This window comes from Velazquezella soli, assembly GCF_977018685.1.
Genome location: NZ_CDRNXF010000001.1, coordinates 45,706 through 59,643 on the forward strand (window position 1 = coordinate 45,706; position 13,938 = coordinate 59,643).

The 13,938-nt window shown below is 57.7% G+C and carries 12 protein-coding genes; 9 read left to right on the forward strand and 3 right to left on the reverse strand.

Annotation, left to right across the window (positions count from 1 at the left end; all coding sequences use genetic code 11):
- Positions 1–2: 2 nt before the first annotated feature.
- Entirely contained in the window at positions 3–1,046 is a 1,044-nt protein-coding gene (locus AC0JZ8_RS00225) for a FecCD family ABC transporter permease (protein ID WP_113165864.1), read from the reverse strand.
- Between the two features lie 2 nt (positions 1,047–1,048).
- A complete protein-coding gene (locus AC0JZ8_RS00230) occupies positions 1,049–2,053 on the reverse strand; it encodes an iron-siderophore ABC transporter substrate-binding protein (protein ID WP_471891285.1) in 1,005 nt (334 codons plus the stop codon).
- A 285-nt stretch (positions 2,054–2,338) separates the two neighbouring features.
- Between AC0JZ8_RS00230 and AC0JZ8_RS00235 the strand changes: the two genes are divergently transcribed.
- Complete coding sequence (locus tag AC0JZ8_RS00235; protein ID WP_471891286.1) at positions 2,339–4,465, forward strand: TonB-dependent siderophore receptor; 2,127 nt, start codon at positions 2,339–2,341, stop codon at positions 4,463–4,465.
- A 71-nt stretch (positions 4,466–4,536) separates the two neighbouring features.
- On the opposite strand, the gene AC0JZ8_RS00240 is transcribed toward AC0JZ8_RS00235, so the two are convergent.
- Positions 4,537–5,430, reverse strand: a complete 894-nt coding sequence (locus AC0JZ8_RS00240; protein WP_471891287.1) for a helix-turn-helix domain-containing protein — start codon at positions 5,428–5,430, stop codon at positions 4,537–4,539.
- Positions 5,431–6,235: 805 nt separating this feature from the next.
- Here AC0JZ8_RS00240 and AC0JZ8_RS00245 point away from each other — a divergent pair.
- The 8 genes from AC0JZ8_RS00245 to AC0JZ8_RS00280 all read left to right on the forward strand — a co-directional run bounded on the left by AC0JZ8_RS00245 (position 6,236) and on the right by AC0JZ8_RS00280 (position 13,873).
- The gene (locus AC0JZ8_RS00245; protein ID WP_471891288.1) at positions 6,236–7,108 is read left to right on the forward strand and encodes a lipid kinase; all 873 of its coding nucleotides are present in this window, start codon (positions 6,236–6,238) and stop codon (positions 7,106–7,108) included.
- A gap of 70 nt (positions 7,109–7,178) precedes the next feature.
- On the forward strand, positions 7,179–8,159 hold the full coding sequence (locus AC0JZ8_RS00250) for a DUF808 domain-containing protein (RefSeq protein ID WP_471891289.1): 981 nt from the start codon (positions 7,179–7,181) through the stop codon (positions 8,157–8,159).
- A gap of 321 nt (positions 8,160–8,480) precedes the next feature.
- The gene (locus tag AC0JZ8_RS00255) at positions 8,481–8,714 is read left to right on the forward strand and encodes a DUF6929 family protein (protein ID WP_471891290.1); all 234 of its coding nucleotides are present in this window, start codon (positions 8,481–8,483) and stop codon (positions 8,712–8,714) included.
- Positions 8,678–9,397: a DUF6910 family protein gene (locus AC0JZ8_RS00260; protein WP_471891484.1), complete on the forward strand. Its 720-nt coding sequence runs from the start codon at positions 8,678–8,680 to the stop codon at positions 9,395–9,397. The genes AC0JZ8_RS00255 and AC0JZ8_RS00260 overlap by 37 nt, the downstream gene beginning before the upstream one ends.
- 213 nt (positions 9,398–9,610) lie before the next feature.
- The gene (locus tag AC0JZ8_RS00265; protein ID WP_471891485.1) at positions 9,611–10,264 is read left to right on the forward strand and encodes a transcriptional regulator; all 654 of its coding nucleotides are present in this window, start codon (positions 9,611–9,613) and stop codon (positions 10,262–10,264) included.
- 364 nt (positions 10,265–10,628) lie between these two features.
- Complete coding sequence (locus AC0JZ8_RS00270) at positions 10,629–10,943, forward strand: hypothetical protein (RefSeq protein ID WP_471891291.1); 315 nt, start codon at positions 10,629–10,631, stop codon at positions 10,941–10,943.
- A gap of 98 nt (positions 10,944–11,041) precedes the next feature.
- Positions 11,042–12,040, forward strand: coding sequence for a 3'-5' exonuclease (locus AC0JZ8_RS00275; protein WP_471891486.1), 999 nt, complete (start codon positions 11,042–11,044; stop codon positions 12,038–12,040).
- Positions 12,041–12,994: 954 nt separating this feature from the next.
- Entirely contained in the window at positions 12,995–13,873 is an 879-nt protein-coding gene (locus AC0JZ8_RS00280) for a metal ABC transporter substrate-binding protein (RefSeq protein WP_156461743.1), read from the forward strand.
- Positions 13,874–13,938 lie beyond the last annotated feature (65 nt).

Sequence of the window (13,938 nt, forward strand, 5' to 3'; positions counted from 1 at the left end):
CGTCAGAGTTCTCGCACGCGCTGGCGGCGTACGATCCAGATGAAGACCGGCGCTCCGATCAGCGCAGTCAGGATACCAACATCGATCTCCGCCGGCCGGGCGGCTATGCGGCCCGCAACGTCCGCGGCGATCAGTAGACAGGCGCCGCCGAGCGCCGAAAACGGCAGAAGCCAGCGGTGGTCTATCCCGACCAGCAGCCGGCAGACATGCGGCACCACAAGTCCGAGGAAGCCGATCGGGCCGCAAACGGCAGTCGTTGCGCCACAGAGAAGAATAGCGCCGATCGAGGCGGAGGCGCGAGCGAAGGCAACCCGTTCGCCCAGACCGACGGCAAGCTCGTCACCCAGTGCCAGCAAATTCAGCTTGCGGGCCGACAGAAGGCTGATCGCGAAGCCGACGGCGAGAAACGGCAGGACCGGCCAGATCCTCTCTGATGTCGCCCCGCCAATGCCGCCGATCTGCCAAGAGCGGATGCCGCCGGCTATATCGGCGCGCGGCAGAACCACGGCAATGACGAGAGACGCAAAGGCGACTGAAGTCGCGGCCCCCGCCAGCGCCAGCTTCAACGGCGTCGCGCCGCCACGCCCGAGCGAGCCGATCGTATAGACGAACACGGCAGCGAGCGCCGCTCCTGCGATCGCCCACCAGATATACGCTCCCGCAGTCTCGATCTGAAACCAGACAATGCCGATCACCACGGCGAGCGACGCACCCATGTTGACCCCAAGGATACCGGGATCGGCAAGCGGATTGCGGGTGACGCCCTGCATCACGGTGCCGGCAAGACCGAGTGCCGCACCGGCCAAGACGCCAAGAAGCGTTCGCGGGATACGCAATGCGACGGCAGCCTGGCCGAGGTTGTCCGTCCGGCCAGCGAGAGCAGCAGTGATATCGCTCCAGCTCACATCACGTGTGCCGACCGTCACCGACAACGCGCAGAGCGCGGCGAGCAGCGCCACGACACCGGCAAGCCACAGGGCGCGGTTGCGGTTCGTTAGCGCGATGGCCGATATGCGGTGTTTCGCATCGGGGCGGCGATCCGTCATCATCAGTTTGGAGCGGTCGTGCCCACGGCCTTGGACAATAGCGCCACGTAGTCCGTCAGCAGCCAGGAGATCGAAAGCGGCGTCGGGTTTGCGGCTGTGCCGAGCGGATTGCGGCTGAGCATGACGAGGCCGCCCTTCGCCACTGCCGGCATGCGCGAGGTCAGCGGATTGGTTTTCAGCGCATCAAAAAGCTTTTCGCCACCATAGGTGACGACGATATCGACGTCGTCGAAGGCATCGATCCGCTCGGCACTGACGGATCCGGAAAACTTGCCTGAGCGCGATGCTTCCACCACGCTTTTGGGCGAGGTCAGGCCGAGATCGGCAAAGAACTTCACGCGGGTATCGTGGGATGTGTAAAAATTGACCGTGCTGAGGTCGGTCGGGTCGAGATGGGTGATGAACATCGCTGACTTCCCCTTGATTTCCGGGTGACCGGCGACCGTCTCGGCGATCTGTCCCTCGATCCTGGTGATCAGGGCCTCGCCTTCGTCCGATATGCCCATGCCGGCGCTGTTGAGACGGATCATCGCCCGCCAGTCTGTCGACCAGGGCCCGTCAGGAAAGGCAACGACTGGGGCGATCTGGCTCAGCGTGTCGTAGTCTGCCTGGCTGAGGCCGGAATAGGCGGCGAGGATCACATCTGGCCTTGTTGCCGACACGGCCTCGAAATCGATACCATCGCCTTCGTCGAACAGGACCGGCGTACTGGCATCGAGTTCCTTCAGCCTTGCGGCCACCCAGGGCAGCACGCCGTCACCGTCATCATCGCCGAAATTCGCGCGAGCAAAGCCGACCGGCACAATACCAAGCGCCAGCGGCACTTCGTGGTTGGCCCAGGCGACGGTTGCGACACGCACGGGTTTCTTCGTGATAACAGCCGTTCCCAACGCGTTTTTGAGGACGATGGGGTAGGTCTGACCGTCGGCAGCAGCCGCTACGCCCGGAAGAGAAGACAAAAGACATACGGCCGCAAATCGCACGGCCAGGAGAAAAGACCGCATCATAGGGTGACCTCTGCCTCGTTTTAAGTAGACTTCCATTTTCAGGTTCACGAGACGGCGTCAACGAGAAGCCGACAGATGCGCAGATCTTGGCCTGCAATTTCCGTGGTTTTTTACAATTTACGGAAAAAATACAATACCGGACAACGATTCTCAAGTTATCAGCGTTGCAGGGCACATTTCTGGTAAGACAATTTGCTGCGGCCAAAGCATTTCAAGTGCTTGGGCGGGTAACGACTTTGCGGCCTTTCCCCTGAAAAGATCACGCCAACCCTTGGAATTTGCAATATGGATATAGCAGGCCGCCGCGCGTACCGGTTTACCACTCGCTCCTCAAAAGCTGTCCTTCTCGCTTGTATGGCGCTTGTCTCACTGTCACCGACCATGTTGGCCGCGCAGGAAGCCAATTCGGGTTCCAATACGACATTGGCTCCGATCGTCATCAGCGGAAGTGGCACGACGCTCGATACGAGCAACGATTCCCAATCGATCGTCGCGACGGAGACTACCGCAGTCGGTAGAATGCCGACCGATATCCTCGTTGCGCCGGCATCCATCTCCGTCATCACCTCGAAGGAGATCGAGGAGCGCGGTGCCGACAGCGTCGAGAAGGTGGTGCAGTACACGGCTGGTGTTGTCACCGACTATTACGGTGGTGACGATCGTTACGACTATATCGATATTCGTGGTTTCACGCCCTACACCTACCGCGACGGGCTGGCGATCGGCCGCACATTCGGCGGCGTCAAGGAAGAACCCTATGCCTATGAGCGCATCGAGGTTCTGAAGGGCACCAGTTCTTCGGGTTTCGGCGCGGCCGAACCGGGCGGCGCGATCAATTACGTGACGAAGCTGCCGAAGACCGAACGCTTCGGAGAGGTTTATGCGACCGGCGGCTCGTTCAGCCACAAGGAAGGTGGCTTCGACTTCGGCGATAATCTGACCGAAGACGATACGCTGTCCTACCGTCTCACCGGCAAGTTCCAGAATGCCGATGCGGAATACGATTACTCCAAGGACAACGAGAAGTTCCTGATGGGCGGCCTCACATGGCGCCCGACCGATCTTACCAGCCTGTCCTTCGTTTTCGATCATCTCGACAAGGACGGCATTCCGGGCAGCGGCGGTCAGCCGATCGGGTCGGACTTCGATCGCGACAAGTTCTTCGGTGAGCCTGATTATTACTTCCTGACCACCAACCGCAATTCCTACAGCCTGATGTTCGACCACGACTTCGACAACGGCCTGAGCTTCGGTTCGAAAGCGCGCTACAGCAATTCCGACACCGCGTTCGGAAGCGCCTATTTGTCCAATACGCGTACCGACGGCTCGAACCTTGCGGATCGCTACTTCTTTGGAAGCGATACCTCAACCGAGCAATTCGTTGTCGATGCGCACCTGATGTACGAAAAGGACTTCGACAATGTCGAGAGCCGGACGCTCGTCGGCATCGACTACAACAACTTCAAGTCGGACAATTACGGTCTGTACGATACAAGTGCACCGCCGATCAGCACCACCGATCCGGTTTATACCGGCGGACCGGTTTCAACCGACCCCACCTACGGTACCGCAAACGACCAGAAGACGACGGGTCTGTACCTGCAGCAGGATCTCACCTTCTGGGATAAGCTAACTACCAGTGTCGGCGTGCGCAACGATTGGTTCGATCTGAGCCAGGACGATCTCTTCTCGTCCGCTTCAGATTCCGACACGCAGAGCAAGTTCACCAAGCGGTTCGGCGTCAGCTACAAGATCACCGAGGAAGTCGCAGCATTCGCAAGCTATGCCGAGTCGGCTGCACCTCCCGGCATCGGTACCGAGCCCACGACTGGACGCCAGTATGAGGTTGGAATCAAGTACCGTCCGGAAGCCTTCCCCGCGCTGTTCACGGCGTCGGTCTATGACCTGACGAAGAGCAATATTACCGTTTACGACAGCGTCACCTATCTGCCGTCGACAGTTGAAAAGGTCCGCCACCGCGGTTTCGAACTTGAAGCCAAGGCGGAAGTGACCGAGAGCATCGACGTCATCGCAGCCTATAGCTATATCGACTCCAAGATCGACGAGCCCGGTGGCGTCAATGACGGCAATCGCCTGATGCGCGTACCCAAGCACCTGGCATCTGTGTGGACGACCTACACGCTGGACGGCGAGGGCGCTCGCGGCGACATGACGTTCGGCGTCGGCGGTCGATACATGGACTCCTACTTCCTCGACCTTGCCAATAGCGGATCGTCGGAAAGCGCCTTCCTGTTCGATGCCTCCTTCACCTACAAGATCCAGAAGAATACGACGTTCCAGCTCAACATGAGCAACGTGTTCGACGAGAAGCATATTGCCAGCCAGGACAGCGGCGGCGTCTATTACAATCCCGGCCGTACCGTTATGGCGACGCTGCGCCAGACCTGGTAACGCGGAACTCGAAACGACAAAGCCCACGCGCCTGAAAGTGGGTGGGCTTTTCCTTTGGGATGATCGCGTGGCTAGCGAACCTGCAGCATCCGCCGCCACGCCGCGGGGGTCTCGCCAGCAACCTGCCGGAATGCCTTGGTGAAATGCGCCTGGTCGGAGAAACCGAGCTGTGCAGCAATGCCTGCAACTCTCAGGTCGTTGTCGAGCAGCAGTTTCTTGGCAAGATCGATCCGCCTGGCAAGCTGCCATTGGAGCGGGGTCTTGCCTGTCGTCTGCTTGAAGACGTTGGCAAACCAGCTTTCGGACAGGCCGACGGTGGCCGCCATTTCAGCGACGGTCATCCGGCAGTCGCCAAGCGCGTCGATGCGGGCGGCAAGCTTGTTCATCTGCGCCTGGGTCAGACGGCCGTCGGCTTTGCCAGCACCCTGTTCGGAGATCTCGAGCAGTCCGGTAACGATGCTGCCGACCAGGCTTTCCGCATAGACCTCATGGCGAGAAGGATTGTCCAGTTCTTTGGCAAGCAGACCGGCAAGCACCTGCAGCCACGGCGCATCCTGTAATTCCGCAGGCTGTTTCAGCGCTGACAATGCGGCAGCCTGCCCGACCGATGGCGACAGGAAGCGCAGCAGACGGTCTTTATGAAGATGCAGGTTTAGATGCGAGAAGCGATGAAGTGACGTGCTCGTCGTCCACATCGGCACGCCCGCCGGAATGTAGATTGCCCGGGTCAAGGGCCGGTAATTTCGCTCGAAGTCGCCATTCTGGTTCGAAATGCGGACTCTCGATGAAACGTCGTCGAAGAAGATCATGATGCGCGGATCGGCGGCGAGGTAATAGCCGTTGGCACCTGCCTGGCTTTCCGCCTCCCAGAGTGCGCCGACCATACCGTCGAAGCGTCTCCATTTGACCGGGGAGATAACCCGAATGCCATCCGTGCGCCAAACCATGGAATGCCAGAAATTCAAAGGGCACATAGCTCCTAACGGCTCGCTTTGCGCAGCAACGCGAGCGCGGGTTTACCACAACATGACAAATACCATTTTTTGGAGATGTTCATCAACGAAGAAGACTCCTCCCCGGATGGCTTCGTGTCTAAGGCCCACTCATCCCATGAGGCACTTGGCAGAACAGCGGCAATCCTCCTCCCAGGCGTCGTTCGATTACCCGAAAAGTCTGCCGTTCCTCCCGCGGCCGGCATTTTCGTTCTTCAGGTACGCGAACAATGCCGAAAGGACGTCTTCGGGCGATTAGTTCGGCTGGACAGCGCTGTGCCGTCTCGGAGGTTCGTGTCCGATCAAGGCGTCGGAGAACAGCCTAGCCTTTAGCGTGGGGCCGGTTCTCTTTCAAAGGCATAGTGATGCCGCAGTTTTCGTCGGTAGACGTCAGAAAGCTGACCAGATAAGCGATCCCTAAGCTGACGCCAGTATCATCAGATGCAGCTACAGTCTTTCGGGGCTTACCGGAGCATACGCGGTCCTTCCAACGATGAGGAGGCTGCACGATATCGGCGGTTGGCATGCCTCGCACTCTTTCTTAAAGGTCGGACCCTGAAGGTTTAAGAAGTGAAGGATGAACAAGTGGTGATGAACTCTGGAACCAGAGTTTCATTTCCCTCCAGGATGGCGATCGTCACAGAGAAGCGCGAGAGCACCATTGACGGTTTATGCTGCAGTGCACATATGAGCATAGGTTGATTTTAAACAGCACGTTAAAACCTGCTACGTGTTAGCCGCTTTCGCACACTTGATGTACGCGCAGGGATACCGCCGCATGATAGGTAAAACGGCACTGTTGCTGGTCAATCCGAATTCCCGAAGCGGCAAGGTCCGACTGCCCGAAGTTCGAAAGTTACTTGCCCAAGCCTCGATTCAGTTTGTTGAACTACCCGTGGGTTATACTGGCACGACGTCACACGCTATCGAAGAGCATGGCAACTCCGTCCAATACGTCATTGTTGGTGGCGGCGATGGAAGCTTGAACGCGGCAGCAAAGGGCCTGCTGAATACGGGGCTGCCTTTAGGCGTCCTTCCTCTCGGTACGGCGAATGACTTTGCACGCACCATCGGACTCCCTGTCGACCTGACTGCCGCCATCGATGTCATTGCCAAGAGCAACACCACGGATATCGATCTCGGTGATGCGAACGGCTATCTGTTTTTCAATGTTGCGAGCGTCGGCTTCAGTGCTGACCTGGCGATGTCCTTAACCGAAAAGGCTAAGAAGCGCTGGGGCAAGCTCGGCTATGGCATGGTTGCAGCCCGTCTGCTTGCCCGATCCGGGCTTTTCACCGCAACTCTCGAACATGATGGTCGCACCGAAGAACTTCGCACGCTACAGGTCTCGGTTGGAAATGGTCGCTTCTACGGTGGCGGGATGACGGTTCATGAGGACGCGACGGCAAGCGACGGCTTGCTCGACTTCTATAGTCTCGAAGTTGACCACTGGTGGAAGCTGCTGGCATTGCTTCCGAGTTTAAGAAAGGGCACTCACGGTGAATGGACGGATGTCCGCGCCTTCTCCACCAAGGCTCTGACGATCCGGACCAGCAGGCCGCGTGCCGTCAACCTTGACGGTGAGTTGAAGACGAAGACGCCGGTGACGTTCAGCATCAGGGAGAAGGCGATCTCGGTTTTCGTTCCCTGATCAGTTTAAAACACTAATCCATTTAACGGCTCGCTCGAGCGGCGCCCATCTCAAGGACGTAATCAAACTCATGGCAACTGGTCTCATCGCGCTTCTTGATGACGTCGCGGCAATTGCAAAACTCGCCGCCGCATCGCTCGATGATGTCGCAGCGCAGACCGCCAAAGCCACGACTAAGGCGGCCGGCATCGTCATCGATGATGCTGCAGTCACGCCGCGATACGTGGTGGGTCTCAGCCCCGCGCGTGAACTGCCCATCATCGGCCGCATTGCGCTCGGGTCGCTGAAAAACAAGCTCGTGTTTCTCCTTCCGGCCGCCCTGCTGCTGGGGTATTTCGCGCCATGGGTTATCACACCGCTGCTCATGGTCGGTGGCATTTATCTTTGCTACGAAGGCGCTGAGAAGCTCTATGCAGTGTTCTTCCCGCATGCAGCGCATGGCCATGAAAAGGAAGTGCTCGGCGTGAAGACAGATCCCGTTGCCCTAGAGAACCAGAAAGTCAGCGGTGCGGTCCGCACCGACTTCATCCTGTCTGCTGAAATCATGGCGCTGACTTTGGCTGACATTTCTCAGACAAGTATTTACATGCAGGGCTTCGTGCTAGCCGCCGTCGGCATCCTGATCACGCTTGCAGTCTACGGGTTCGTCGCGCTGATCGTGAAAGCAGATGATGTCGGCATCGCCATGGCCAATACCTCATCATCAATAGCCAGGGTCGCGGGTAGGGGGCTGGTCTACGGCATGCCGATCTTCCTCAAGCTGCTGGCTGCCGTTGGCACGGCGGCTATGCTTTGGGTCGGAGGAAGCATTCTCGTTCATGGTATGGCAGAACTTGGTTACGCCGGTCCTGAACATGTTATCCACGATGCGTCCGCCACCGTCGTGACAGCCCTCGGCTTCGTTCCGGCGATCGTCGGATGGTTCGCCACATCCGCCATGCAAGCAGCCATTGCCATCCTTGTTGGCGCTATTGCCTTGGTTGCAATGGGGAATGTCGTTGCCCCTGTCTGGAAGCTTGTTCGTGCCCGGAGCCAGAAAATTCAGAGATAGTGGCTGGCGGCTTTCGGATAAATCGTACCCCAAAGTGCACCGCTCTATGCGGCGCGCGCGTGACCGGAAAAGACCACGCGTCTTTCGAACTCAGTGCAACAGCCGCCCGCACAGACTAAACCGAACCGCCAAAACGACGGAGTATCCATGCACAATGTGCAGCTCCGGCCTATGCCACCTCGAATAGAAGAGCATTCTTCGCCAACTACTCTGGTACATCTCGGGTATAAGGCCAGGGCCATCTAAATTCTCGTGCACGCAGCAGCTTCCTCACCAGAGTGTGGGCTGGAGCCATTCTCTCGGGCCTGATAAGACACAGCGATGATCAACGTTACCGAGATACGTGCTCTCAACATCGCTGCGGCGACCTCAACAAAGCGACCTTTGCATTTGAGCGCCGCAAGCGGCCTCGTATGCGTGGGCTCGACAATTTACGTTGTTGCCGATGACGAGCTTCATCTGGGTGTGTTTTCAAAAATTCGCCAGATCCGGGACGGCTCGTGCGTTTGTTCGAGGGCGTGTTGCCCGACAAAAAAGCTGCGCGAAAACGGATGAAGCCAGACCTTGAAGCGCTCACTCTGGTTCCAGCTTTCGAGAATTTTCCGCATGGCGCACTGCTGGCTCTCGGATCGGGATCAAGGCCGAACCGAGGACGCGTCGCCCTCGTTGCTCTTGACCGCGATGGGACTGTCTTGGGTCCGCCTCGGGAATTGGACATGTCCCCTATTCTCCGTCCACTTCACGAAGCATTTGATGAGCTCAACATTGAGGGCGCGGTCATCATTGGCGATGAATTGCGCCTGTTCCAGCGCGGCAACAAGGGTCAGGCCAACGACGCGATCATCAGCTACTCTGTCTGGCAGGTCCTCGCTGCGTTGCAAAGTGCCAAGACCGATCCGATCCGGCCGTCCGCTATCAACAGGATCAGCCTTGGTTACATCGCCGGTGTGCCCTTTTGCTTTACGGACGCAACGGCTCTGGCTAACGGTGACATGGTGTTCTGCGCAGTGTCGGAAGATACGGAGAATGCTTATCGCGATGGGCCTTGCATCGGTGCTGCGATCGGCATCGTCAGTCACGATGGCCAGCTACTCGGTATGGAGCAACTTGACCGCCCTCACAAAGTGGAGGGTATCAGCGCCCACGAGAACGGTGATAGATTGGACATCCTGCTTGTCACCGATCCGGATGATGCCGAAATATCTGCGGTGCTGTTGTCCGCATCAATTGTGCGATAGCTTCTTCTTCAGGGAAGTAGCGACGGGCTAGGGAAGTTTCGATTCCGAACCGGGTGCCTTTGCTCAGCGATCGCGTTTGCGCTCAGTGCAAGTGTCCAGTAACAAGAGAATCGCTGTCGGGATGGACCGACACCGGAGTAGTTGCTATCGGTGAGCACCGAGCCGCGCTGGACCGTCGCGGCAATATTCTCCGAGGATCCGAAAGCGTTTCAAGTGAAGAAAACACAACGTAGTTTTGCCGTCGCGTACAAATCCGGACGCCGAAAGCTTGACGCCAACCCCACCTCCATCTGGGGAAACATGGACCTTAAGTCCGTTGCCCGTGACGTAGAGGAGGAGGCGATGCCGTCGCTGCCGGAAGGTCTGAAGATGGATGAAGCCGGCCTAAACGTACAATTGCCTTCGGTAGTATCCCCTCAGCCATTATTGACACCACCGGATGCGACGGCGACAACTGCTGAAGATTCGAAGGGGATGATCATGGCCAACGATACCGATACAATCAACGACGTTGAAGCGCCCGCACAGGAAGACGCGCCTGTGGCCGCAAAGAAGCAGCGTAAGCCTCGGGCGAAGAAGAACTCCGTTGTCGCAACGACCGCGGAGAGTGCACCAGCCGATACCGATGGCCGCAAAAAGCGGGGCCGCAAGCCACGTGTGAGCGTAGACCCAACGCCGGTCGAGCCCGCCGCGCCGAAGCCTGCTCCGACGCCTGACCGGATCGCTGATGACGCTGCGACTTCAGCTGGCGACGAAATGGCTGATCTGCTGCAGCTAGAGGCGGAGAACCAAAAGCTGCGCAAGATGCTGGCCGAAAAGCTTCGTGCTGAAAATGCTGATTTGCGGAAAAAGCTTAATCTCGATTGATCTGCCCGCTGCGGTCGGGAGCTTCTCATATCTCTAATCTAGATAGTCAGCTTAGCGGCGATCAGACCGTCGCCGGACTGAACCCGCATAGACCGATAACAGATGCGAGGCCTGTCTCATGGCATCTCCCTGGAAGTTTCTAAGCCGACTTGTGCCACGCCGCCGTGAGTCGAAGCAGGACGCGGTGGTTGCCGATGCGAAGCCGAATGTCCTGGCTCTTTCCGGCCCAGTGGAGACCGCTGCTGAGGAGAGCCCATCGGTCTCAAGCGCACGCGCAGCTGCTGAGCTGCCACCGACTGATAGAACGGATCCTGTTTCGGTAGAGCCTCCGGCGATTGCAAGCGCTGCAAGCGGAGCTGATGACATGCCAGCCAATGTCGTAGCTGACGTTGTCGCTGGTGATCTGACGCCCTCCGATCTCCCGGACATCGCCGTCATCCCATCTCCGGACGCAGTGGATTTGCAGGTGCGAGGAGAGAACAAACCGCGCAAGCAGATGGGTCGAGCCAAGAGACCGAAGCCAGTTGAAACAGCGCCTTTCCCGCCTGACCAAAGCAGCCCGTCAGACGATACGCTGAGCCTCGACGACGAGATCAGGCTGCTCACAGGCCAACTGGCGGAAAAGCTTCGACTGCAGAACGCGCAACTAAGAAAGATGCTTGAGCGGTTCGAGCGGTAGCGCATGAGGCCGCCCAATCGAAAAATGGGATTGGGCCGTTTCGCGTCACTCGGGTTTTGAGCTACACAGCGATGTCAGTGCATGATAATTTTGAGAAGATGACGCAACAGCATCAAACGGGCGAGCCAGCCCAATTCGATATGTTCATCGACCCGGCGAACGGCCAAGAGGATCTGGTCTACTCCCCCTCACGGGACAGACGCGTCAAGAGCCAACCCATGGAAGAGGCTGAGATGCTGGCGCATCTCGCCGCGACGGGCCGCTTCCGGATCCTGCACAAGCTTGAACCTCGTCAGGTCACAGGCAGCGTTCGACCCCAATACCCTCTGCATGGCATCATCATCGACACGGAAACCACCGGTCTCGATCATCGCAAAGCCGAGATTATCGAGATTGGCGTCATTGCCTTTACCTTCGGCGAACATGGGACTATCGGCGATATCACCGGAGTGTATGGCGGCCTGCAGCAGCCCGGAACCGCGATCCCAGCCGAAATCACCAAGATTACTGGTATCACGGACGAGATGGTCGCCGGTCAGTTCATTGATATACCGGAGCTACGGTCGCTCATCGAACCTGCCGATCTAGTTATCGCCCACAATGCCAGCTTCGACCGCCCCTTCTGCGAGGCATTTTCGCCGATGTTTTCCGGCAAGGCATGGGCCTGCTCGAACGCCGAAATCGACTGGTCGTCGCGGGGCTTCGAGGGCACGAAGCTCGGTTACCTGATCGGACAGGCTGGCTTTTTCCACAATGGCCATCGAGCGGTTGACGACTGCTTTGCGCTACTGGAGATCCTCGATCGGAAGGGTGAAGCCGACGGCATCTCACCATTCGCAGAGCTTTACAACGCGAGCCAGCGGTCACGTGTCCGTATCTTCGCGGAAAACAGCCCTTACGATTTCAAAGATCATCTGAAGGCTCGTGGCTATCGTTGGTCGGACGGGGCAGAGGGTGGGCCTAAAAGCTGGTGGATAGAGGTTGATGAGCCCGACCTAGAGGACGAGCTTCGCTATCTGCGAACCGAGATCTACCAGTATCCCGAAGCAGATCCCCTAATCAAGATCCTAACGGCATTTGATCGTTTTAAGGCCTGACAGGACAACTTTTAGGCGTTTGCTGAGCGGGCGATGCGTAAAACGCATAGCTGCGTTGCGCCTGACCTCCTTACTGATATCGCTGGCTAGAGTAGATTGGCGTCGACGAAGCGATGCACCTCCTCCCGCAGAGCTTCGTGTTCCAGGCGCCCACGCTCCTCCCATGGGGCACCTGGCAGAACAACGGCGCTCCTCCTCCCAGCCGCTGTTCGATTATTCGAAAGCCTGCCGCTCCTCCCGCGGCAGGCTTTTTCGTTTTTCCTGCCCGTGTGCAATGCCGAAAGGATGTCTGCGGCCAATTAGTCTAGCGAGAAAGCGCTCTGGTTTGTCGCCGGTTCGTATCTGTTCAAAAGCAGGGTCGATGCAAACGCGGAGATCGTGTCTGCATCTGCGCAAGCATGTGGATCTGCTAATCATCCATCTGGCAACGCAGCTTCCCATACGTGATTGATAATTTTCGCCACAAGTGCCGCTCTGTCCTGCAGAAGAAAGCGAAGCCGCTGTCGCTCCATGACGTCCGGCGTATCCTGACAGGGGTAATTCAGGTACTCCTAGGATCCCCATGTTGCCAGCCATCGTTTCGCAACGGCGTCGTAATCTATGCCCATCCGGTTTTGCATGACATATAATCCAGGAGCCAAGCGATGGATACAATGGTCAAGGTCATCGCGTCGAGGAGGCCTAGGCGAGCCCGCTTCCGATGCGTTTTGGTGCCGAGCCGCCTGGTGGGGAACCGCTCACGTATCTAGCCGATCAAGCATTTGTCAAATGCCTCGAGCGATTCCTTGTTGCAATTCAGTTGCATTTGCAGACTATTGAGACGCGGCGACCCCCCGTTCTCCCGCACATGGTCTGATCGAATGAGGCTTAGTCCAACAGAGAATTGCAATTCAGTCGCAATAGCAAAAAGGTGAACGTATGTTTGATAAGGTAAGGCATTCGCTGTTGGTCGTTATGATAGGGGTTGCATTCGCCATTGTTACGATGGTCGGGCCTGCTACCGCGCAAGGTAAGTTCAAGGCGGTGACAACCTTTACGGTTATCGCAGATATTGCGAAAAACGTTGCGGGCGACGCGGCGATCGTCGAGTCGATTACTAAGCCGGGCGCCGAGATTCACAACTACCAGCCTACACCGGGCGATATTAAGCGGGCGCAGGGTGCACAGCTTATCTTCTGGAACGGACTCAATCTCGAACTCTGGTTCGAGAAGTTCTTCCAGAACCTGAAGGAGGTCCCAAGCGTTGTCGTTTCAGACGGTGTCGAGCCGATGGGTATCTCTAAAGGCCCCTATACCGGTAAGCCGAATCCCCATGCCTGGATGTCGCCGGCCGCCGCGCTGATCTATGTCGACAACGTCCGCGACGCCTTCGTGCAGTACGATCTGGCCAATGCCGAGACTTACAAAGCCAATGCCGAGGCCTACAAGGCGAAAATCACGGCAGCGATCGAGCCTATCAGGGCTCAGCTTAAAACCGTTCCCGCGGACAAGCGATGGCTGGTATCGAGCGAAGGTGCCTTCTCCTATCTTGCCCGCGATTTTGATCTGAAGGAACTCTACCTTTGGCCGATCAACGCCGACCAGCAGGGAACGCCGCAGCAGGTTCGCAAGGTGATCGACGCGGTGCGCGAACACAACATCGGTGTCGTGTTTTCTGAAAGCACGATCTCTTCAGCGCCTGCCGAGCAAGTGGCTCGTGAAACCGGCGCCAGATATGGCGGCGTTCTTTACGTAGACTCTTTGACCGAGGCCGATGGCAAAGTCCCGACCTATATCGATCTGCTTCGTGTCACGTCAGACACGATCGCCAAGGGCCTGGCTTCCTCGTTCTGACCCGCAAATCCCCGAGGCCGCCGAGCTTGCCTCAAATGGCGGGCATGTCGATTAAGCTGACTAAA

Excerpts from the sequence above, each read along its gene's own strand:
- AC0JZ8_RS00255 (WP_471891290.1), top strand. The coding sequence starts at position 8,481 with ATGATCAACGTTACCGAGATACGTGCTCTCAACATCGCTGCGGCGACC.
- AC0JZ8_RS00270 (WP_471891291.1), top strand. The coding sequence starts at position 10,629 with ATGCCAGCCAATGTCGTAGCTGACGTTGTCGCTGGTGATCTGACGCCC.
- AC0JZ8_RS00230 (WP_471891285.1), bottom strand. The coding sequence starts at position 2,053 with ATGATGCGGTCTTTTCTCCTGGCCGTGCGATTTGCGGCCGTATGTCTT.
- AC0JZ8_RS00250 (WP_471891289.1), top strand. The coding sequence starts at position 7,179 with ATGGCAACTGGTCTCATCGCGCTTCTTGATGACGTCGCGGCAATTGCA.
- AC0JZ8_RS00245 (WP_471891288.1), top strand. The coding sequence starts at position 6,236 with ATGATAGGTAAAACGGCACTGTTGCTGGTCAATCCGAATTCCCGAAGC.
- AC0JZ8_RS00280 (WP_156461743.1), top strand. The coding sequence starts at position 12,995 with ATGATAGGGGTTGCATTCGCCATTGTTACGATGGTCGGGCCTGCTACC.
- AC0JZ8_RS00225 (WP_113165864.1), bottom strand. The coding sequence starts at position 1,046 with ATGACGGATCGCCGCCCCGATGCGAAACACCGCATATCGGCCATCGCG.
- AC0JZ8_RS00275 (WP_471891486.1), top strand. The coding sequence starts at position 11,042 with ATGACGCAACAGCATCAAACGGGCGAGCCAGCCCAATTCGATATGTTC.
- AC0JZ8_RS00235 (WP_471891286.1), top strand. The coding sequence starts at position 2,339 with ATGGATATAGCAGGCCGCCGCGCGTACCGGTTTACCACTCGCTCCTCA.